Source organism: Microbacterium paraoxydans (assembly GCF_900105335.1).
In the GTDB taxonomy this organism is placed as follows: Bacteria; Actinomycetota; Actinomycetes; order Actinomycetales; family Microbacteriaceae; genus Microbacterium; species Microbacterium paraoxydans.
The window spans coordinates 3441222-3461128 of the sequence record NZ_LT629770.1; the positions used below are offsets into that span (position 1 = coordinate 3441222).

At 71.6% G+C, this 19907-nt stretch carries 17 protein-coding genes and 1 pseudogene; 11 read left to right on the forward strand and 7 right to left on the reverse strand.

The window, feature by feature from the left end; translation table 11 throughout:
- Positions 1–71: 71 nt before the first annotated feature.
- The 4 genes and pseudogenes from BLU02_RS16670 to BLU02_RS17825 form a co-directional block, all read left to right on the forward strand.
- Positions 72–818 carry a YaaA family protein gene (locus BLU02_RS16670; RefSeq protein ID WP_060922503.1) on the forward strand — a complete coding sequence of 249 codons (747 nt, stop codon included), beginning with the start codon at positions 72–74 and terminating at the stop codon, positions 816–818.
- A 139-nt stretch (positions 819–957) separates the two neighbouring features.
- The gene (locus tag BLU02_RS16675; RefSeq protein ID WP_083371062.1) at positions 958–1767 is read left to right on the forward strand and encodes a DUF4794 domain-containing protein; all 810 of its coding nucleotides are present in this window, start codon (positions 958–960) and stop codon (positions 1765–1767) included.
- A 243-nt stretch (positions 1768–2010) separates the two neighbouring features.
- Positions 2011–2808 (forward strand): PP2C family protein-serine/threonine phosphatase, encoded by a 798-nt coding sequence (locus BLU02_RS16680; RefSeq protein ID WP_060922105.1) that lies wholly within the window; start codon positions 2011–2013, stop codon positions 2806–2808.
- Positions 2809–3024: 216 nt separating this feature from the next.
- Positions 3025–4179, forward strand: a pseudogene (locus tag BLU02_RS17825) (FtsK/SpoIIIE domain-containing protein); the annotation flags it as partial.
- Positions 4180–5684: 1505 nt separating this feature from the next.
- On the opposite strand, the gene BLU02_RS16690 reads toward BLU02_RS17825, so the two are convergent.
- Complete coding sequence (locus tag BLU02_RS16690) at positions 5685–6680, reverse strand: asparaginase (protein WP_082750045.1); 996 nt, start codon at positions 6678–6680, stop codon at positions 5685–5687.
- An 81-nt stretch (positions 6681–6761) separates the two neighbouring features.
- Here BLU02_RS16690 and BLU02_RS16695 point away from each other — a divergent pair, with 81 nt between their 5' ends.
- Positions 6762–7259: an OsmC family protein gene (locus tag BLU02_RS16695; RefSeq protein WP_060922123.1), complete on the forward strand. Its 498-nt coding sequence runs from the start codon at positions 6762–6764 to the stop codon at positions 7257–7259.
- A gap of 9 nt (positions 7260–7268) precedes the next feature.
- Here the strand turns inward: BLU02_RS16695 and BLU02_RS16700 are convergent, their stop codons facing one another.
- Positions 7269–8048: a lysophospholipid acyltransferase family protein gene (locus BLU02_RS16700; protein WP_060922108.1), complete on the reverse strand. Its 780-nt coding sequence runs from the start codon at positions 8046–8048 to the stop codon at positions 7269–7271.
- Positions 8049–8172: 124 nt separating this feature from the next.
- Between BLU02_RS16700 and BLU02_RS16705 the strand changes: the two genes are divergently transcribed.
- Together BLU02_RS16705 and dxr are read left to right on the forward strand one after the other, a co-directional pair.
- Positions 8173–9135, forward strand: coding sequence for an FKBP-type peptidyl-prolyl cis-trans isomerase (locus BLU02_RS16705; protein ID WP_060922109.1), 963 nt, complete (start codon positions 8173–8175; stop codon positions 9133–9135).
- A gap of 43 nt (positions 9136–9178) precedes the next feature.
- A complete protein-coding gene (dxr, locus tag BLU02_RS16710) occupies positions 9179–10261 on the forward strand; it encodes a 1-deoxy-D-xylulose-5-phosphate reductoisomerase (protein WP_060922110.1) in 1083 nt (360 codons plus the stop codon).
- 12 nt (positions 10262–10273) lie between these two features.
- Here the strand turns inward: dxr and BLU02_RS16715 are convergent, their stop codons facing one another.
- From BLU02_RS16715 to BLU02_RS16725, 3 genes are all read right to left on the reverse strand, one after another.
- On the reverse strand, positions 10274–11890 hold the full coding sequence (locus BLU02_RS16715) for a Mur ligase family protein (protein ID WP_060922124.1): 1617 nt from the start codon (positions 11888–11890) through the stop codon (positions 10274–10276).
- Between the two features lie 91 nt (positions 11891–11981).
- Positions 11982–12656, reverse strand: a complete 675-nt coding sequence (locus BLU02_RS16720) for a YcnI family copper-binding membrane protein (RefSeq protein WP_060922111.1) — start codon at positions 12654–12656, stop codon at positions 11982–11984.
- 92 nt (positions 12657–12748) lie between these two features.
- A complete protein-coding gene (locus tag BLU02_RS16725; protein WP_060922112.1) occupies positions 12749–13333 on the reverse strand; it encodes a hypothetical protein in 585 nt (194 codons plus the stop codon).
- Positions 13334–13399: 66 nt separating this feature from the next.
- Here BLU02_RS16725 and BLU02_RS16730 point away from each other — a divergent pair, with 66 nt between their 5' ends.
- Positions 13400–14713 (forward strand): M50 family metallopeptidase, encoded by a 1314-nt coding sequence (locus tag BLU02_RS16730; RefSeq protein ID WP_105949623.1) that lies wholly within the window; start codon positions 13400–13402, stop codon positions 14711–14713.
- Between the two features lie 18 nt (positions 14714–14731).
- On the opposite strand, the gene BLU02_RS16735 is transcribed toward BLU02_RS16730, so the two are convergent.
- Both BLU02_RS16735 and BLU02_RS16740 read right to left on the reverse strand, forming a co-directional pair.
- Positions 14732–16615 (reverse strand): chorismate-binding protein, encoded by a 1884-nt coding sequence (locus tag BLU02_RS16735; protein ID WP_060922113.1) that lies wholly within the window; start codon positions 16613–16615, stop codon positions 14732–14734.
- A 172-nt stretch (positions 16616–16787) separates the two neighbouring features.
- Positions 16788–17414 carry a pyroglutamyl-peptidase I gene (locus BLU02_RS16740; RefSeq protein WP_060922114.1) on the reverse strand — a complete coding sequence of 209 codons (627 nt, stop codon included), beginning with the start codon at positions 17412–17414 and terminating at the stop codon, positions 16788–16790.
- Between the two features lie 81 nt (positions 17415–17495).
- Here BLU02_RS16740 and ispG point away from each other — a divergent pair, with 81 nt between their 5' ends.
- Genes ispG through BLU02_RS16755 form a run of 3 tightly spaced genes read left to right on the forward strand, consistent with a single transcriptional unit; the run spans position 17496 to position 19884 of the window.
- Entirely contained in the window at positions 17496–18626 is a 1131-nt protein-coding gene (gene ispG / locus BLU02_RS16745; RefSeq protein ID WP_025103167.1) for a flavodoxin-dependent (E)-4-hydroxy-3-methylbut-2-enyl-diphosphate synthase, read from the forward strand.
- A 13-nt stretch (positions 18627–18639) separates the two neighbouring features.
- Positions 18640–18972, forward strand: a complete 333-nt coding sequence (locus tag BLU02_RS16750; protein ID WP_060922115.1) for a nuclear transport factor 2 family protein — start codon at positions 18640–18642, stop codon at positions 18970–18972.
- Between the two features lie 45 nt (positions 18973–19017).
- On the forward strand, positions 19018–19884 hold the full coding sequence (locus BLU02_RS16755; RefSeq protein WP_060922116.1) for an alanyl-tRNA editing protein: 867 nt from the start codon (positions 19018–19020) through the stop codon (positions 19882–19884).
- The last annotated feature ends 23 nt before the right edge of the window (positions 19885–19907 follow it).

The following is a 19907-nucleotide window of genomic DNA, read 5'->3' on the forward strand; positions in this document are numbered from 1 at the left end:
CTGTACATCGCGTCCGCCTCGACACCCTGCCCGGGTGTCGAGGCGGACGCGTCTCTTTTCCCCGAGGTGCTATGAAGATCCTGCTTCCGCCGTCCGAGACCAAGCGCGAGGGCGGTGACGGCGGGCCGCTGGACGTGTCGGCGCTGGCTCTTCCCGGCCTCGCCCCCCAACGGGATGCCGTGATCGACGCCCTCGTCGCTCTCGCGGACGACGAGGACGCCGCCCGGCGGGTGCTCAAGCTCAGCGAGCGGCAGCGGGGAGACGTCGCGCACAACCGGGCCCTGCGGACCTCCTCCACGATGCCCGCGGTGGACCGCTACACCGGGGTGCTGTTCGACGCCCTCGACGCGGCGTCGCTGTCCACCGCGTCTCGGCGCTGGCTGGATGCCCATGTGTGGATCCACAGCGCCCCGTTCGGCCCCGTCGCCGCCTTGGACGGGATTCCGACGTATCGGCTCGCCGCCGGCACGGCGCTGCCCGGAGTGGCGCCGCTCCGCCGCCACTGGGCCGATCCGACGACGGCGGCGATCGCGGCCGACGCCCCGGCGTTCGTCCTCGATCTGCGCAGCGAGGCCTACGCGGCGCTCGGTCCGGTTCCGAGCGCGGTGTCGTCGGCGTACGTGCGGGTCGTCACGGAGCAGGGGAGAGCCCTGAACCACTTCAACAAGAAGAGCAAGGGGCTGCTCGTGCGGGCGCTGGCGGAGGAGCGTCCGCGGCTGGGTTCGCTTCGCGCCCTGCAGCGGTGGGCCCAGGCGCATGACGTCGTGCTCCGGGACGGTGCGGTGCCCGGCGAGGTCGAGCTGGTCGTCGCCGACTGACGCCCGCCCCGAGCCCGGCGAATCGCCTCCGGCGGTCGTTGCCGCCCCCTGGGCGCACCGCTACCATGTCCAATGCGAGGCGGGGAGTCTCGTGGTGGGGGACGAAAGCCGTCTCCCCTGACCAGAGAATGTGAGCCTCATGGGTTACGACGACTACGGAGCGGGCTATCTCGGCCTGCTCTTCGCCTACTTCTTCGTCATTCTGCTGATCGCGGTCGCCGGATACGTCCTGGTGTCGCTCTTCTACATGAAGATCTTCCAGAAGGCCGGAGTCCAGGGGAACTGGCGCGCCTGGGTGCCGGTCTACAACTCCATGATCTTCTTCAAGCTCGGCGACCTGAGCCCGTGGCTCGTCCTCTACGGGATCGCGGGTGCCGCGCTGTTGAGCTGGATCGGCATCGGCTTCCTGTTCTCGCTCGCCCTCGGGGTGCTCTCGGCCATCGCCGCGTGGCGCGTGGGTCTCAAGCTCCAGAAGGACGCCGTCTGGGTCGTCCTCTACGTCTTCCTCGCCGTCGTCTGGCTCGGCATCAACGCCTTCGACAAGTCGCGCTGGAACCCGAACATCCAGCCGGCACCGTGGGCGGGCAACGGATTCCTCGGCGACCGCAGGGTCTGGGACGGCATCCCCGTCCAGCCCGCCGCGGCCGCGCCGCAGCAGGGCTATGGCGCGCCCCAGGGGTACGGTGCCCCGCAGGGCTACGGTACCCCTCCGCAGGGGTACGCGCCTCCGACGCAGCCGTACACCCCGCCCGCCGCTCCGGGCTACGCACCGCCGGCCGCGCCGACCGCTCCGGCGACGGGAGCGCCGATCCCTCCGGTGCCGCCCACCACTCCGCCGGCTCCGCCCGCGGCTCCGCCCACCACGCCTCCCGCGCCTCCGGCGGCTCCGCCTGCGGCGCCTCCGGCTCCGCCGACCACGCCGAACGATCCCACGCAGCCTCCTGCGTGACGACGGTGGAAGAGCCCCCGGTCTCCGGACCGGGGGTTCTTCGCGTCCGTGGTGCCGGCACGCCCCGACATGCCGCTAACGTGGAAACATGGACTCGTCGCACCGGAGGGCCGTTCACTCTCCTCCTTTCGTCCCGCGCCCCGTTCACAGAGACCCCGGTGCGGAGCAGGAGAGCGAGTTCCACTACGATGTGTGAGTATCCTGCGCCCGCCCCATTCGCCGCAGGTCCATCGGAGGCAGTTCGTGGCTGAGACCAAGACGCACACCGTCACGGTTGCGCATCGTCCGTTACTGCTGTCCTGGGCCGGGGTCACCGACCAGGGGCGACGCCGGGAGACGAATCAGGACGCTCTGCTCGCCGAGTACCCGCTGTTCATCGTCGCGGACGGCATGGGTGGCCACGCCGGTGGCGAGATCGCCAGTCAGAGCACGGTCACCCGACTGCGCGCGGTGGTGGACGCCGACGAGGTCTCTCCGTCTTCGATCGAGAAGGCGCTCGCTCTCGCCGTGGACGACATCGCCGGGCACCCCGACACCACCGATGAGGGCACGGGTACCACGCTCACCGGTGTGTACCTGGAAGAGCGCGACGGCGAACCGCACTGGGTGGCGCTGAACATCGGCGATTCCCGCGTCTACCTCCTGCGCGACGATCGGCTGCTGCAGGTCACGACCGATCACTCCGTCGTGCAGGAGCTCATCGCCGCCGGCAAGCTCAGCCCGGAAGAAGCCGAGGGACACCCCTACAGCAACGTGATCACCCGTGCCGTGGGCGCGAGCGAACTCACGGCGCCGGACTACATCACCATCGACGTGCGCCCGGGAGACCGGTTCGTCATCTGCTCCGACGGTCTCACGAAAGAGCTCACGGACTATGGCATCCAGCACTTCCTCCGGGCCCACGCCGACCCGGCCGAGAGCGTCGACGCGATGCTCGCCGCGGCACTCGACAACGGGGGCCGCGACAACGTCACGGTGATCGTCCTGCAGGTCGACGAACCCGACGACTCCTCCTCCCCATCCGACGACTCCGCGGAGTAGCGCCGCGCAGCCTGTGGAGAGGCCGCATCGGCGCCGGGGGCGGGATGCACTGGGGGCATGGACCCTTCGCCCCTGCTCCTGCCGTCCGCATCGGCACCGCTCCGCCGCCGCCCGCTTCCCCTCGTCGCCGCGGTCGTCCCCGTGGCGGCCGGCCTCGCGCTCTGGATGACGACGGGGGCGGTGCACGCGCTGTGGTTCGCGGCTCTCGGTCCCTTGATGCTGGGCGCTTCTCTCCTCGACACGGCCCGGGGGCGCCGCCGGGAACGGAAGGCCGACGCGCTCAGGGTGAGCACCGCGTGGGCCGACATCGAGGCCGAGTTGCATCGTCGCCACGCGCAGGAGCGGGCGCAGGTGGAGCGCCGTCATCCGGATGCGGCATCCTGCATCCGCGAGCGACCGTTCCGGGATGCCCGACCACCGGGCGACGACACCTCGCTCGTGGTGGGACGCGGTTCCCGGGCGAGCGGGGTGCGCTGCGAAGGCGGTGACGACGCTCGTGCTCAGTCCTTCCGCCGCCGCTGCGCGGTGTTGGAGGATGCGCCGTGGGTCGTCGCCCTCGGCCGCGGGGTGTGTCTCCGCGGCCGGGAGCCGCTCGTGCAGGCCGCAGCTCGCGCTCTCGTGATCCAGCTCTGCCTGCGCTTCTCGCCGAGCGTGCTGTCCCTCGTCGGCGACGAGGGGTGCGACCGGGCGCTCCGAGCGCTTCCGCATGCGCAGCGGGCGCGACGCGGCGGATTCCGTCTCGCTCTCGCCTCCGGTTCGGCCGGCGGGGCGGGGGCAGGTGCGGATGCCGTGATCTGGACCGTTCCGTCCGGCGCCGAGGTCCCGGAGGGCATCACGACGGTGATCGACATCGAGGAACCGGGCGCGGCCACGCTGCGGACGGCGGACGGCGAGGCCGACCTCGCCGTGGAGTTCCTCTCGTCCGCCCAGGCATCGGCCGCGGCGGAGCTGTGCGGCGAGGGGGACGGGGAGGGACCCGCCGTCACCGCGACAGCCCTGCGAGACCTTCCGCAGCCGCCGGCGGGGCCGGGCCTCCACGTCGCGCTGGGCACCGGGAGGGATGGCGCGCCCGTGGGAGCCGACATCGTCGAGGACGGTCCGCATGCCATCGTGACGGGGATGACGGGCACGGGCAAGAGCGAGCTCCTCGTCAGCTGGGTCGTCGCGGTCTGCGCGGGACACGGCCCTGACCGGGTGAGCTTCCTCCTCGCGGACTTCAAAGGAGGAACGGCTTTCGACCTGTTGCGCGGTCTGCCGCAGGTGGTCGGTGTCATCACCGACCTCGACGAGACGGAGGCGCGACGCGGGGTCGCCAGCCTCGCCGCCGAGATGCGGCGTCGCGAGGCAGCCCTTGCCGCGATGGGCGCCCGGGACGTGCGCGAGACCGACCTGCCCCGTCTGGTCATCGTCGTCGACGAGTTCGCCGCCTTGCTGCAGGATCACGCGGAGCTGGCGGCGGTCTTCACCGATGTCGCGGCGCGGGGGCGTGCGCTGGGCATGCACCTGATCCTGGGCACCCAGCGTGCCGCCGGCGTCATCCGCGACTCTCTTGCGACGAACTGCCCGCTGCGGATCAGCCTCCGCGTCGCGGAGGCCGCCGACAGCCGAGCGGTGATCGGGACCGGGGGAGCGGCGGATCTGCCCGGAGGCGCGGACGGGCGCGGTCGGGCGCTGCTCCGACGCCCCCAGGACGAGGAGCCCCACCCCGTGCGCACAGCGCTCGCGGATGACGAGCACATCCGTCGCATCGAGGAGCGATGGTCCGGAACGACCCGGTCCGCACCGCCGTGGCACCCGGCCCTCCCCACGTGCCTGCCGCTCGGGACGCTGCGAGCCGGGTCGAGGACGGGCGACAGGAGAACCGAGGAGGGGCCCCTGATCGTGCTCGGACGCGCCGACGACCCCGACCACCAGGCACAGCCGCTGGAGGTCCTGCGTCCGGGGCGCGAGCGCGGCATCGCCGTGCTCGGCGCTCCGGGGACCGGCAGGACGGCAGCGCTGCGCGTGATCGCCGCGCAGTATTCGCAATGCACGTGGTTCCCTGATGACCTCGAGAGCGCCGTCGATCAGCTCCTCGCGTGGACGGAGGGGGACGCCGCTCCGTCCGATGTCGTGCTCGCCGACGACCTCGACGCTCTCCATGCGGCGCTGCCTCTCGAAGACGGTCAGGACTTCGTCCAGCGCTGGGAGCACCTCGTGCGGTCGAAGGTGGCCGTCACCTGGGTGCTGGCGGCGAGTCGGGCCGTGGGCCCCCTGGCGCGCGTGTTCGATGCGCTTCCGCGACGGGCGGTGCTCCGGATGCCCACCCGGGTCGAGCACCTCGCCGCCGGTGGCGAGCTGGCGGCCTTCCGACGCGACCGTCCGCCGGGGCGGGCAGTGCTCGAGGAGCGGGAGATGCAGTTCGCGTGGGTCGATACCGAGCGCATGCCCGTGCGGCCGGTGCACACGCTTCGAGAGGGGGTGCCGGCCTGGGCGCCGGCCGGGGAGGTGACGGCGCTTGTCACCCCGGGCGCGGCGTCGGTCGTCGAGACGCTGGCCTCGGCGCACCCGGAGTGGGACGTGCAGGCCGCGGGTCCCGAGACGGGTAGGAACCGGCAAGCCGCTCGTGCTCGTCGCCGATGCCGAGAGCTGGCAACGTCACTGGGCGCTGTGGCAGCGGGTGCGGTCGCACGGGGAGGTGCTCATCCGGGCGGAGCGGCCCAGCGAGCTGCGTCAGCTCGTCGGCATCCGCGCTCGCCCGCCGTACGCCCGACCCGACGCCGGACGCGCGTGGTCCGTGATCGGCGACCGCGCACCCCGGCGTGTGGTCATCGATGCTCTGGGGCGTCGCTGACCACCCGACCGCGGTACACGGGTCCCGTGCCGTCGATGCGCGGTCAGATACCCGCGCCCGGCCGGATGACGCCGACGCGGGAGCCGCCACCGAGCACCGCGAGCGGCAGGGCATCGGCCAGCGCGGTCACGTCGGCCTCGCTGAGGCCGCCGGCACGCGCCAGCAGAGTCGCGGCGACGATGGTCGACGCGCGAGCGCCGCCGTCCAGCATCTTGAGCGCGACCGTCGTCCCGTTCGGAGCCACCATCACCATGACGCCCTCCGCGCCGCCCTTGGCGAAGACGCCGAGTCGTTCGATCGCGATCGTGTCGGGGCGCCCGGGGCCGTCGATGGTCCAGGGGTTCTCACGTACCGCCTTCACCAGGGAGCCGGCCACGCGGTGCAGTGCGAAGGGGGAGCGCTCGGAAGCGGTTCCGATGCGGTGGATGGCACGGGCCAGGGCCGTGAGGGTGAGGGCGTACACCGGGGCGCCGCAGCCGTCGATCGCGGTGTGGGCCATCTTCTCTCCGGTCAGCCGCTCGATGACGTCGCGGATGTGAGCCTGGAGCGGGTGCGCCGGGTCGAGGTAGCCGCCGGTCGGCCAGCCGGTCGCGATGCAGGCGCGGAGCATGGCGGCGTGCTTGCCGGAGCAGTTCATCCGGACGCGCGCCTCCTGGCCGTGTTCCCGCACCATCTCGTCGCGGGTCGCGGAGTCGCTCGGCCACGAGGGAGGACACGCGAGGTCGTCCTCGTTGAGGCCGCCGGCGGTGAGCATCTTGCGCACGACCTCGGCGTGCCGGTCGGTTCCGGAATGGCTGGCGGTGGACAGAGCCAGCTGCTCGCCCTCGAGCACCGCGCCCGCCGTGAGGCAGGCGACCGCCTGCAGGGGCTTCAGGCTGGAGCGGGGGAGGATCAACGCCTCCGCGTTCCCATGCCGCGCGACCACCTCGCCCTCGGGCGACAGCACGACAGCCGCCCCGGCATGACGCGACTCGATGAAGCCGCTCCGCTCCACGACGGCGAGTTCGACGGAATCCTGAACGGTGAGAGTCTCCAGCACCCGACAACTCTACCGGCGGGTGCGGCTCGCCTCCGTCGAGCACAGAGCCCGGGTGTCGGCGCCGCCTGGCAGACTGGGCGCATGCCAGAGCAGACGACTCCCCGGCCCCTCGGCGAGCACCGCTACGCCCTCACCTCCACCTGGACCGGCAACACCGGGTCCGGCACGAGCGGTTACCGCGACTACCGCCGTGACGTCACGATCGAGGTCGAGGGGAAGCCCGAGCTGCTCGCGTCGTCCGACAAGCCCTTCCGCGGCGATCCGTCGCGCTGGAATCCGGAGGACCTCCTGCTGGCCTCGCTCTCGGAGTGCCACCTGCTGTCCTATCTGCACGCGTGCGTGACGGCCGGCGTGGTGGTCGTGTCCTATCGCGACACCGCGAGCGGCGTGATGCGGGAGAACGGCGCCGGCGGCGGGTCCTTCGTCGAGGTGCTGCTGCGACCCGAGGTCGTCGTCGCCGAGCCGTCGATGATCGAGGCGGCCGAGCGGGCGCACGCCCAGGCGAACGAGTGGTGCTTCATCGCCAACTCGGTCAACTTCCCCGTCCGGCACGAGGCGACGGTGACGGCCGCCGGCTGAACGGACCGCTCAGCGGCGCTCGTGCGGGAGCGCCTGCTTGATCTTCTCGATCGTGTTCTGTGCCGGCGCCTCGTTGTAGGTGCCCGCGAGCTCCTGACCGGAGAGGGCGTGGATCGCGGCCATGATCTCGTCGGTCGCGAGTCGGCGCGCGCGGCCGCTCGTCGCCGGTCCGTGCGGAGACAGATCCAGGGGCTCCCCGAAGCGCACGGTGATCCGCTCGGACAGCGTGGGCATCTTGGCGCCGACCGGCATCACCTTGTCTGTGCCGATGAGTCCCACGGGAACGACGGGGGCGCCGGTCTGCAGGGCGAGGAACGCCACGCCCGTGCGGCCCTTGTACAGCCGGCCGTCGGTGGAACGGGTGCCCTCGGGGTACAGCGCGACGGCGAGGCCCTCGTCGAGGAGCTGACGCTGCAGGTCGAGGGCGTCGAGAGCCGCCTGACCGGCGCCGCGGCGGACCGGGATCGCACCGATCGCCTCGAAGAACGTCTTGGACGCCCAGCCCTTCACGCCGGTGCCCTCGAAGTAGCTCGACTTGGCGAGGAAGTGCACGGGCCGCGGAGCCGCCACCGGGATGGCGATGGAGTCGATGAACGACAGGTGGTTGCTGGCGAAGATCACCGGGCCGGTGGTGGGGACGTGCTCGCGTCCTTCGATGTGCGGCCGGTAGACGAGCCGGGCGAGCGGGGCGATGAGGCTGCGGCCCAGGGCGTAGGTGAAGCCGGCGTGCCGGGGCTTCGGAGAGTCCTCTGAGGGGGTTTCGGGGTCCACGGACTGCTCAGAGCTCATCAGAGCAGGCTACTCCCGGATCCATGCCGACGTGGGAATGAAGACTCGCGCCGCCGCTTCCCAGCGCGAGCAAAGGGCGATGAGGCAGGATGGAAGCTCCCGCCCGCGATCGTGAGGTCTTCCTGTGCGCACCCGTCCGCTGCTCGTCCTGTCCACCGTCGCTGCGGCGACCCTGCTGCTGGCGGGCTGCTCCGGGAACGGCGATCCGCAGAGCACGTCCTCCCCGGATGCCTCCGGGTCGAGCCAGTGCCTCGTGAACGCGAAGGCCGGCGACACCTCGGACGCCATCGAGGTGGACGGCGAAGGCCTCGACGCCAAGATCACGGTTCCCGACGATGCGGAGTTCGCGAACGTCGAGCGGACCGTCGTGTCCGAGGGCGAGGGAGACGACCTCGCGGCGAACGACCTCGTCTCCGTCCAGTACCAGATCGTCGATGCCGCCAGCGGCGACGTGGTCGACTCGTCGGCGCGCGGCGAGGACGGCACGCTCCCCGTGCTCCTCGACCCGAACCAGTCGTCGCTGTTCGTCGCCGCGCTGGAGTGCGAGCCGGTCGGATCCCGCGTCGTCCTCGCCATCCCCGGCAGCGCGCTCGGTGAGGGGCAGAGCAACATCGTCGTCTACGCGGAGGCCGTCGACCGGCTCCCCGAGGTCGCGACCGGTGAGCCCGTCGAGCCGACCGCCGGCATGCCCGAGGTCGAGCTCGACGACGACGGCAAGCCGACCGTCACGATCCCGGACGGCGACGCGCCGACCGAGACGAAGGTCTCCGTCCTCAAGCAGGGCGACGGTGCGACGGTCGCGTCCGGCGACCTCGTGGTCGTCCAGTACCTCGGCGTGAAGTGGTCCGACGGCGAGGAGTTCGACTCCAGCTGGAGCCGCGACGCCGCCCCGGCGCAGTTCCAGACGACGGGAGTCGTCGCCGGGTTCCAGAAGGCGCTCGAGGGTCAGAAGGTCGGTTCGCAGGTTCTCGTCGTCATGCCGCCGTCCGATGGCTACGGCGCGAGCGAGGGGCACGAGCTGCAGGACGAGAGCCTCGTGTTCGTCGTCGACATCCTCGCCACGACTCCGGTCCAGCCGCAGCAGTAGCCGCCGTCCCGGACGGCGCCGGCACGTGTCCTAGGCTGGCGTCATGCGTCGCGTCATCATCCTCGGCTCCACCGGTTCCATCGGCACCCAGGCGCTGGATGTGATCCGTGCCAATCCTCGACGCTTCGAGGTCGTCGGTCTCGCCGCCGGGTCGAACGCGGCGATGGTGGCCGAGCAGGCGGCGCAGTTCCAGGTGGAGCACACCGCTCTCGGCGCGGCGGAGGCGGAGCAGTTGGTCCGCGACGTCGAAGCCGATGTGGTGCTGAACGCGATCACCGGCTCGATCGGTCTGGGATCGACGCTGGCTGCGCTGGAGGAGGGGAGGACGCTCGCCCTGGCGAACAAGGAGTCGCTGATCGTCGGCGGCGATCTCGTGCTGGCCGCCGCAGCCCCCGGTCAGATCGTGCCCGTGGACTCCGAGCACTCCGCTCTCGCGCAGGCCCTGCGCTCCGGCACACACGACGAGATCCGTCGGCTGGTGGTCACGGCCTCGGGCGGGCCCTTCCGCGGGAAGTCGCGCGACGAGCTCAGCGCTGTCACGCCGCAGGAAGCGCTCGCGCACCCGACGTGGAACATGGGACGCACGGTCACGACGAACTCCGCCACCCTGGTCAACAAGGGCCTCGAGGTCATCGAGGCGCACCTGCTGTTCGACGTGCCCTACGACGACATCGACGTCGTCGTGCACCCGCAATCGATCGTCCATTCCATGGTGGAGTTCATCGACGGATCCACCATCGCGCAGGCCTCTCCGCCGGACATGCGTCTGCCCATCTCGCTGGGCCTCGACTGGCCAGACCGGGTGGGTGGTGTGGGCCGCTCACTGGACTGGACCACCGCCACGTCGTGGACGTTCGAGCCGCTCGATGACGACGCCTTCCCCGCGGTGGCGCTCGCGAAGGCCGTCGGGCGTGCCGGAGGAACCTTCCCCGCCGTCTACAACGCCGCCAACGAGCAGGCCGTGGACGCGTTCCACGAAGGGCGCCTGCCGTTCCTCGGCATCGTCGACACCGTGCAGCGGGTCGTCGACGCGCACGACGCTCCGGACGCGCTGACCGTGGAATCGCTCGCGGCGGCCGAGGACTGGGCGCGGCGGAAGGCCGACCAGCTCATCGCCGCCACCTGACGCGGCGCGGGCTCAGTCCGCGTCCGGGTACGGCACGGGCCAGCGCGGCTCGGGCACCGGCCAGCCGGCCGCCTTCAACGCACGCCGGGAGAGCTCGCGGGCGGAGTACGGCGTCCGCACTCCGCGGATGTCGCGGTAGTCCTGGTGGCCGGGGCCGGCCCAGAGGATCGCATCGCCGTCGCCGACGAGTCCGACGGCGGCGACGATCGCGGCCTCCGGCGGGGAGTACTCGTGGATCTCGGCGCCAGGCCGGGCGCGACGGGCGCCCTCGACGAGCGTCGCGCGGATCGACGCCGGGTCCTCGAACCGCGGGTGGTGATCGGTCACGACGAGGATGTCGCTGCCTTCCACCGCGGTGCGGGCCATGTCGAAGCGCTTGCTGGCGTCGCGGTCCCCGTCGGCCCCGAAGAGCATGAGCACCTTGCCGGGAGTCACCCGTCGCACGGCCGCCAGGGTCTTCTCGAAAGCATCAGGCGAGTGGCCGAAGTCGACGAAGACGGCCGGCCCCCGCGCGCCCGAGACGAGCTGCGTGCGCCCTGGCAGATAGGCGTGGATGCCGCCGTCGCGCTGCAGGGCTTCGACGATGCGATCCCAGGCATAGCCGCCTTCGAGCAGCATGACGATCGCGAGCGCCGCGTTCGCCGCCATGTGCGGACCGATCACCGGCACCGTCGTGGTGAGCGTGCCGGCCGGTCCCGTCATCGTGAACGTCGTGCCGGTCGTCCGCTCGTCGTCGATGACGACCACCCAGTCGGCCTGCGCCGCAGCATCGGCGTCGGCCGCGATGGAGGGTGTCCCGACGGTGACGACGGGGATCTCGGAGCGTGCGACGACGAGGGCGCCGGAGGAGGAGTCGAGGCAGACGACGCCGCGCACGGCACGGTCGGGGCGGAAGAGAGGCAGCTTCGCCTCGAAGTACTCCTCCATGTCCGCGTAGTCGTCGAGGTGGTCGTGGCTGAGGTTGGTGAACCCCGCGACGTCGAATCGGATGCCGTCGACGCGGTGCCGGGACAGGGCCTGGGCGCTGACCTCGACCGCGACGGCCTCGACCTCGCGCTCGCGCATGAGCGCGAGGAGGGCGTGCATCTCGGAGGCCTCGGGGGTGGTGAGCCGCGAGACGATGACCTCACCCGCGATGTGTCGTTCGGCGGTGGAGGAGAGCCCGGTGACGACGCCCATCTGGTCGAGGATGCCCTCGAGGAGATGCGAGACGCTCGTCTTGCCGTTCGTCCCGGTGGTCGCGAACAGGAGGGGGAGCGGGTCCTCCGCGCCCGTGCCGTACACCCAGGCGCTCAGCGCGCCGAGCACGCCGCGGGGATCGTCGACGATGAGGATCGGGAGACCGGCGTCCGCGGCGATGTCGGCACCCGCCTGGTCCGTGATGACCGCGACCGCTCCCTTCTCGGCGGCGGTCTTCGCGAACTCCGCGCCGTGGCGGTTCACGCCGCGGATCGCGACGAACGCCTCGCCGGGACGCAGGTCCGCCGTGGCGAGGGTGATGCCACTGAGAGCGACGCCCTCCACGTCGCCACGCACGGAGCGGGCGAACAGGGAGGCGAGTTCGGACAGCTCGCGCCGGGGCGGGTTCGCCGGGCGGAGCACGGGGGGCAGGGTCGGCTGTTGTTCCATCGACATGTCGTCTCCATGTTCTCACGACGGCGGTGTCGGCTCGGGCGGGTCGGTCCGCCGCGCGCCGGAGCCGGGCGCGGCGGACCTCGGGTCAGGCGCGTCGACGGAAGGCGAGTACCGCGACCACGAGCGCCGCGACGCCAGCGAGCAGGCCGCCGGCACCCAGGGCGATGCCCAGCGCGTCGTCGCCGTCATCAGCCGTCGCGGGCTGCGGCGCGGCGCTCGTGCCGTGACCGTCCGCGGTGCCGTCGGTGACCGTCACGACAGGCGCGGGGGAGTCGAGGTCGTGCGGGTCCTCACCCTTCTCGGCGAGCTGCGTCCACTCGGTCGCGCCGTCCACGCACTGCTGGACCACCGGGAAGGCGAGCGTCTCGGGCGTGTCCTCGTCCAGGCCCACCGACATGCTCACGGCGCCGCGCAGGTCGGTCGGCACAGGGGTGAGGGCGGTGTACGTGACGGCGCTCACGAGACCGTCGTCGCCGCGCTCGACCTGGATGGTCCAGTCGCCGTCGAGCGTCGGGGCGACCGAGGCGAGGCCGTCCGGCATGGTGATGCGCAGGGCCGTGGTGGGCGAGGTGCCGCAGCCGTGCGAGAACGAGAAGGTCAGCACGCCGTGGTCGCCCGCGGCGAGCTCGTCGGGGCTGACGCTGACGTGCGCCCCGGCCATCGCGGGGACGGCGAGGGCGAGGGCCAGTCCGCCGACGATGCCGGTGGCTCCGAGAAGGGTGCGGCGCGGACGACGGGGACGGATGGTGGTGTTCGACATGGGGTCTCCAGATGCTCGTGTGCGGGCGCGCCGGAACAGCGCAGCCCGGAAGGAAGGGCCGTCGAACGGCGACGGCCGGATCAAGGGACGGCTCAGCCGCCGACGAGCAGCGGAGGACCGCGTCGCGAGACCACGGCGGTCGTCGCGACGTCGAGCGGAGGGAGGAGAGCGGAGCGCAGCGGACGCGGGGGTGCCGGAGGCGTGGAGGCGGGCGTCGCCGTGCGTCGGAGGGCGGCCTGGAACCAGCGGGCGATCGTGCGCAGCACGCTCTCGCCATGCCACAGCAGCACCGTCGTCAGCAGGGCGGCGACGAGGTGGGCCGACAGCATCAGCGCTCCCGGCCCTGGGGCCGGTGACAGCGAGCCGAGTGCGCTCAGGTCGAGGTGGTGGGAGTGGGCGCCGAGGCCGGGGGCGTCTCCGGCGGTGGGGGCGCCCAGAAGCTGGAAGAGCAGGTGGAACGCGCCCTGCGCCAGGATCACGGCCACCGCGACCCGCGCGCGCGACGACCGCTCGCCGACCACGGCGGCGGAGAGGGGCACGAAGAGCGCGGCGACGGCGGCGATGAGCAGCGGGTGCGGGGCGGCGCCGCCGGCGAGCGTGTGGGAGACGGCCGCGAGGAGCGTGGCGATCGCGGACACGGCGGCGGCGCGGAGGAAGCGCAGCTGCCGGGACGTCATCGTGCCAGCCTAGCGACGCTGCGCGAGCCGGGCGGATTCCTAGGCGGCGGGCAGTAGCGTTGGCCTGTGGAATTCCTGCTCTATCTGGGCGGCATCGTGTTCATGCTGATCGGCCTCGGCCTCTCGATCGGTCTGCACGAGGTCGGCCACCTCGTCCCCGCGAAGCTCTTCGGCGTGCGTGTCGGCCAGTACATGATCGGCTTCGGGCCGCGCCTGTGGTCGAAGCGGATCGGCGAGACGGAGTACGGTTTCAAGCTGCTGCCCCTCGGCGGCTTCATCTCGATGTCGGGCATGTATCCGTCATCGAAGGACAGCGGGCCGGCATCCGGGGCGTTCCGCACGCTCATCCAGGACGCGCGCTCAGCCAACGACGAGACGATCGCGGAAGGCGCGGAGGACCGGGTCTTCTACAAGCTGCCGGTGTGGAAGCGCGTGATCGTGATGCTCGGCGGGCCGCTCATGAATCTCCTGCTGGCCGTGGTCATCTTCACCGTCCTCGTCAGCGGGATCGGTGTGCAGCAGGGCACCACGACGGTCGCGGCGGTGAACGAGTGCGTGGTTCCCGCGTCGTCGACGGCGACCGAGTGCGGGGCCGATGATCCGGAGTCTCCGGCCGCTGCGGCCGATGTGCAGCCCGGCGACGTCCTCGTGTCGATCGACGGGAAGCCGGTGTCGACCTTCGCCGAGGCCACCGCCATCGTCCAGGCCTCACCGGGCGATCCCCTCGCCCTCGTCGTGCGCCGGGACGGCTCCGAGCGGACGCTGACCCTCACGCCCATCGCCGCGGAGCGCACCCTCACGGATGCGAGCGGGCAGCCGGTGCTCGACGACGACGGCGATCCCGTCGTGAAGGAGGTCGGCTACGCGGGGATGATCGCGCAGATGGGCTACGTACAGCAGCCGCTGACCGCCGGACCCCAGCTGGCGGCGGACACCGTCGCCCGGGTCGGCTCGCTGATCGTCACGCTGCCGGTGCGGCTGTGGGACGTCGGGGTCTCGCTCGTGACGGGAGGGGAACGCGATCCGAACGGACCGCTGAGCGTCGTCGGCGTCGGGCGTCTCGCGGGCGAGGTGGCCGCGACGGACGCTCCGGTGCTCAACCGGTTCGCCGTGCTGCTCGGCCTTCTCGGCTCGCTCAACGTCGCGCTCTTCGTCTTCAACCTCATCCCGCTGCTGCCGCTCGACGGCGGGCACATCGTCGTCGCGCTGTGGGAGGGGGTCAAGCGGGCGTGGGCGAAGCTCTTCCGGCGGCCGCCGCCGGCGCCGGTCGACGCCACCAAGCTCGTGCCGCTGACCGTCGTCGTCGCGACGCTGCTGATCGCGATGGGCGCGCTCCTGCTCGTGGCCGACCTGTTCAACCCGGTCAAGCTCCTGGGCTGAGCGGTCGGAAGCCCGGCCTCAGGCCAGGGCGTGCGCGGCCAGACGCTCCAGCGTGCGGATGCCGTCGCGGGACAGGATCGATTCGAGGTGGCCCTGCACCGATGCGAAGCCGTCGCCGCGAAGCGCGTAGACGTCCCCGGTCACCGGATCGGCGGAGACCTCGGCCGTGCCCACCGTGGTCACTCCGGGGTCGACCCGCGCAGTGAAGGTGTTGTAGAACCCGATCGAGGCGTCCTCGCCGAACACCGGCACGGCCTTCTGCAGCCCTTGGTGCGGAGCGTCGAGAGGCGTCAACGCGATCCCCATCCGGTCCGCCAGGATCTGGTGGCTCAGGCAGACCGCGAGCAACGGCGAATGCGCCTGCAGGCGGGCCGCCACGACCTCGCGCATCCGCGCGATGCGCGGGCTCGCGCCGTCGCGGGGGTCTCCCGGACCGGGGCCGGCGACGACGAGATCGGCCGTCTCGACCGCCTCGTCGTCCACGTCGTCCCAGGAGGCGATGGTCACGTCGAGCCCGAGGTGCCGCAGCTGATGCGCGAGCATCGTCGTGAAGCGGTCCTCGGCGTCGACCACGAGGGCGGAGCGGCCGGAGAACGGACCGGTGAAGTCCTCGCCCTGTGGATTCAGCCAGAATTCGGCGAGGCGGGCGTTGCGCGAGGAGAGCAGCGCGGCGACGTCCGGGTCGTCCGCGAGACGCCGGGGCTCACCGGGGGCGTCGGCGTCGCTCCGCGCCTCGGCCACACGATCCCGGTCGATCGCGCCGATGGCGCCGAGCACGCCCGCGGCCTTGCCGTGGGTCTCGGAGACCTCGCCGTGCGGGTCCGAGTGCCGGACGAGGGTCGCGCCGACGGGCACGCTCAGCGCGCCGTCCTGCAGGTACACGGTGCGGATGAGGATGGGCGCGTCGAGGTCGTGCCCGCCATCGGCGTTGGGGGTGAACAGCGCGGCCACCCCGGAGTAGTAGCCCCGGGGCTTGCGCTCGTGCCGCCGGATCACGGCGCAGGCGTTCTGCATGGGGGAGCCGGTGACGGTCGGGGCGAACATCGTCTCGCGGAGGATGTCCCGCGGGTCCAGCCCGCTCCGGCCGCGCAGCATGTACTCGGTGTGCGTCAGCCGCGACATCTCCTTCAGATGCGGACCCGTGATGCGTCCGCCGTCGGCGCAGACGGCGCTCATCATCTTGAGCTCCTCGTCGACGACCATGAACAGCTCCTCGGTCTCCTTGGTCGACGTGAGGAAGCCGGTGAGCGTCTCCTTGGTCGCGCCGCCCGCCGGATGCCGGAACGTGCCCGAGATGGGATTCATGGTGACGATGCCACCGCGGGCCACGACGTGCGCCTCGGGGCTCGCGCCGACCGCGATATGACCGGGGGTGACGACCGCGAACGTCCAATACGCGCCGCGCTCGTGGGCGAGGAGCGCTCGGAACCAGGTGAGCGCCGCGGTGCGCTCATCGGTGTCGACGGTCGCGGTGAAGTCGCGGCGGATGACGAAGTTCGCGCCCTCGCCGCGGCCGATCTCGTCGGCGATCACCGTCTCCACGATCGCGGCGTACTCCTCGTCCGCGATGTCGAAGCCCTCGTCACGCAGGGGGACCGGGGACGAGGGGAGCGCGGCGAGCACGGCGGCGGTCGGCAGGTGGAGGTGCTCCGCCACGACGAGGCAGCGCAGCGGGGCGCCGTCGTCCTGAGCCACGAAGCCGCGCTCGCGGACCTGTCGATACGGGACGAGCGCGAACACCTCCCGCGGCTCTCCGTCGACGGTCAGCGGGATGTCGGCGAGCAGCTCGACGTCGGTCACGTCGCCGGTGAGCAGCTCCACGGTGTCCGTGCCGTCCCGGGCGATCAGCACGAAGGACGCGGTGGGATCGGCGCTGAGCTCGTCGAGGCGAGAGAGGGTCATCGATGTCTCCTGTGCGAGGGCTCCGGCTCGGCGCAACGAAAAGACCGCCCCGGAGGCGGTCTGGATTCGAGGGAACGCGAACACACCGCCTAGGAGGCGGGCCACCAGGTGATGTGCGCGATCATTGGGGCGAAACTACCACACCCCGCCCTGCCGGCCGGGCGGCGTGACGTCACCAGAGAGAGCCGCCGGTTCCCGCTTCTTCGTCGTCGAGGCAGTGATCCACGAGCAGACGCACGCCGCGCGCGATCTCCTCGTCGTCCAGGTGCGGAGCGCCGGCCGGCGCGGTGCTGCGGGACCAGGGCAGATGAACGAAGCCGGCGGGCACGGGCGCGGGAACGGCGGAGAGCGCCGTGTACAGCACGTGGTTGCACACGTACGAGCCCGCGGAGAGCGAGAGGCGTGCGGGGAGACCCGCATCGGCGAGCAGGCGCACGAGGCGCTTCACGGGGAGGGTGGCGAATCGGGCGGCCGGACCGTCCGGATCGCTGCGCTGGTCCACCGGCTGCGCGCCGTCGTTGTCGGGGATCCGCGCGTCGATCAGGTTCAGCCCGACCCGCTCGACCGCGATCCGATCGCTTCCGCCGGCGAGACCCGTGCACACGACCGCGTCGGGGGAGTGCTGGGCGATCCGCTCCCGCAGGAGCGCGGCCGATCGGGCGAACGACACCGGCAGCGTCGCGACGACCAGGTCGTGAGGGCCGTCGTATCCGGTGGCGACCGTCTCCACAGCCTCCGTCGAGGGATTGCGGGCCGCGCCGTCGAACGGATCGAAGCCGGTGAGGAGGATGACCGCCATGTCCTCAGCGTAAGCGTCCGCATCCAGCCCTTCTGCATCCTGGCGGCGTAGGCTGGGATCGTGCCAGCAGTGAATCTTGGGATGCCGAAGGTCCCCGAAGTCCTCGCCCCGCGTCGCAAGTCCCGCCAGATCAAGGTGGGCAAGGTGCTCGTCGGCGGCGATGCGCCCGTCAGCGTGCAGTCGATGACGACGACGAAGACGACCGACATCAACGGGACGCTGCAGCAGATCGCGGAGCTCACCGCCTCGGGCTGCGAGATCGTGCGCGTCGCCGTTCCCTCGCAGGACGACGCCGATGTGCTGCACATCATCGCGAAGAAGAGCCAGATCCCGGTCATCGCCGACATCCATTTCCAGCCGAAGTACGTCTTCCAGGCGATCGACGCCGGGTGCGCGGCCGTGCGCGTCAACCCGGGGAACATCCGCAAGTTCGACGACCAGGTCGGCGAGATCGCCAAGGCCGCCAAGGACGCGGGCGTCTCGCTCCGCATCGGCGTGAACGCCGGATCGCTCGACCGTCGCCTGCTCGAGAAGTACGGCAAGGCCACGCCGGAGGCCCTCGTCGAGAGCGCGGTCTGGGAGGCGTCGCTGTTCGAGGAACACGACTTCCACGACTTCAAGATCTCGGTCAAGCACAACGACCCGGTCGTCATGGTCAAGGCCTACCGTCAGCTCGCCGAGCGGGGCGACTGGCCGTTGCACCTCGGCGTGACCGAGGCAGGCCCGGCCTTCCAGGGCACGATCAAGAGCGCGACCGCCTTCGGCATCCTGCTGGGAGAGGGCATCGGCGACACCATCCGCGTGTCACTGTCCGCCCCGCCGGCCGAGGAGGTCAAGGTCGGTCACCAGATCCTCCAGTCCCTCAACCTCCGAGAGCGCAAGCTCGAGATCGTCTCGTGCCCCTCGTGCGGTCGGGCTCAGGTCGACGTGTACACGCTCGCGGAAGACGTCACCGAGGGGCTCAAGGAGATGACGGTGCCGCTGCGCGTCGCGGTCATGGGCTGCGTCGTGAACGGCCCGGGTGAGGCACGCGAGGCCGACCTCGGTGTCGCATCCGGCAACGGCAAGGGCCAGATCTTCGTCAAGGGCGAGGTCATCAAGACCGTCCCGGAGGCCGACATCGTCGCCACCCTCATCGAGGAGGCGAACCGCATCGCCGCCGAGATGGGACCGGACGCTCCGCTCGGCACCGCCCAGGTCGTCACCGCCTGAGCCGAGGAGCGCCATGCCCGACTTCCTCCTGCCCGCACCGGTCCAGGCCATGATCGACGCGATCAACGCCGGAGACACCGAGGCCTTCGTCGCCGCGTTCACGCCGGACGGCTTCGTGAACGATTGGGGCACCGTGAAGACCGGTGCCGACGGCGTGCGCGGCTGGGCGGACAGCGATGCGATCGGCGCCGGGGCGCGGATGAACGTGCTCTCGGCCGCCACGGACGGCGACACGACGCGCATCCGCTTCGGCTGGCGCAGTCGCGTCTTCAACGGCGAGTCCGAGGGGATCTTCGTCGTCGACGGCGACCGGCTCGTCAGCTTCACGATCCCGCCGTCCCACTGACACCCGGTGCCCCGTCGGCTCCGCCGCCCCTTTCCGAGGAGACCCATGACCACGCCCACGATCGTCACCTTCCCGGACGGCACCCTCCGCGGAGACGCCGTCGTGACCCGTGTGGCGGACGACGCGGACGGGACGGTGATCGTCGTCGACGCCACCCCGTTCCACCCCGTCGATCACACCTGGCCCGATCAGCCAGGCGACACCGGCGCGATCTCCGGCGAGGGCGGATCCGTCCGCGTGACCGAGGCGCTCATGGCTGCGGTATCGGACGACGGCGAGTTCGCAGTGGGCAGCGAGATTCCTGTCAAGCGCGGGACCGAGGGGTGGACGTGGCTGGTCGCTCACCGGCTGGAGGGCGCGGCGCCGGCGTGGCTCGCAGAGGGGGCTCGCGTGGTGCTCTCGGTCGACGAGGAGCATCGCGTCGGCCTCAGCCGCGGTCACACCGCGTGCCACCTCGCCTCCCTCGCCCTGGACCTCGCGGTCGCCGACCTCTGGCGCAAGGACCCGGGGGACGATGCGTTGGGAAATCCGGACTTCGAGGGACGCGCGAACCAGTCCAGCCGCATCCACGAGGACGGTGCGGTCGACGAGTACCGCCTGGGTAAGAGTCTGCGCCGTGCGGGCTTCGACACGGAGACGTTCGCGGCCACGCTGGCGGACCGCGAGCAGCGCATCAACGCGCAGCTCGCCGCGTGGGTCTCCGCGGCTGCCGCGAGCCGTATCGAGGTGGACGGGCCGACCATCGTCGACCGACGGCGCTGGCACTGCGACCTCCCCCAGGGCGAGGCCGTGATCCTTTGCGGCGGCACACATGTCCGTTCCCTCGCGGCGTTCGCCGCCATCACGGTGGCTCTGGAGCTGTCCGACCCCCAGCTCCTCGTGATGACGACGACCGCGACTCCCGCCTCCTGAGCCCTCGCCCGCCTCAGGCGTTC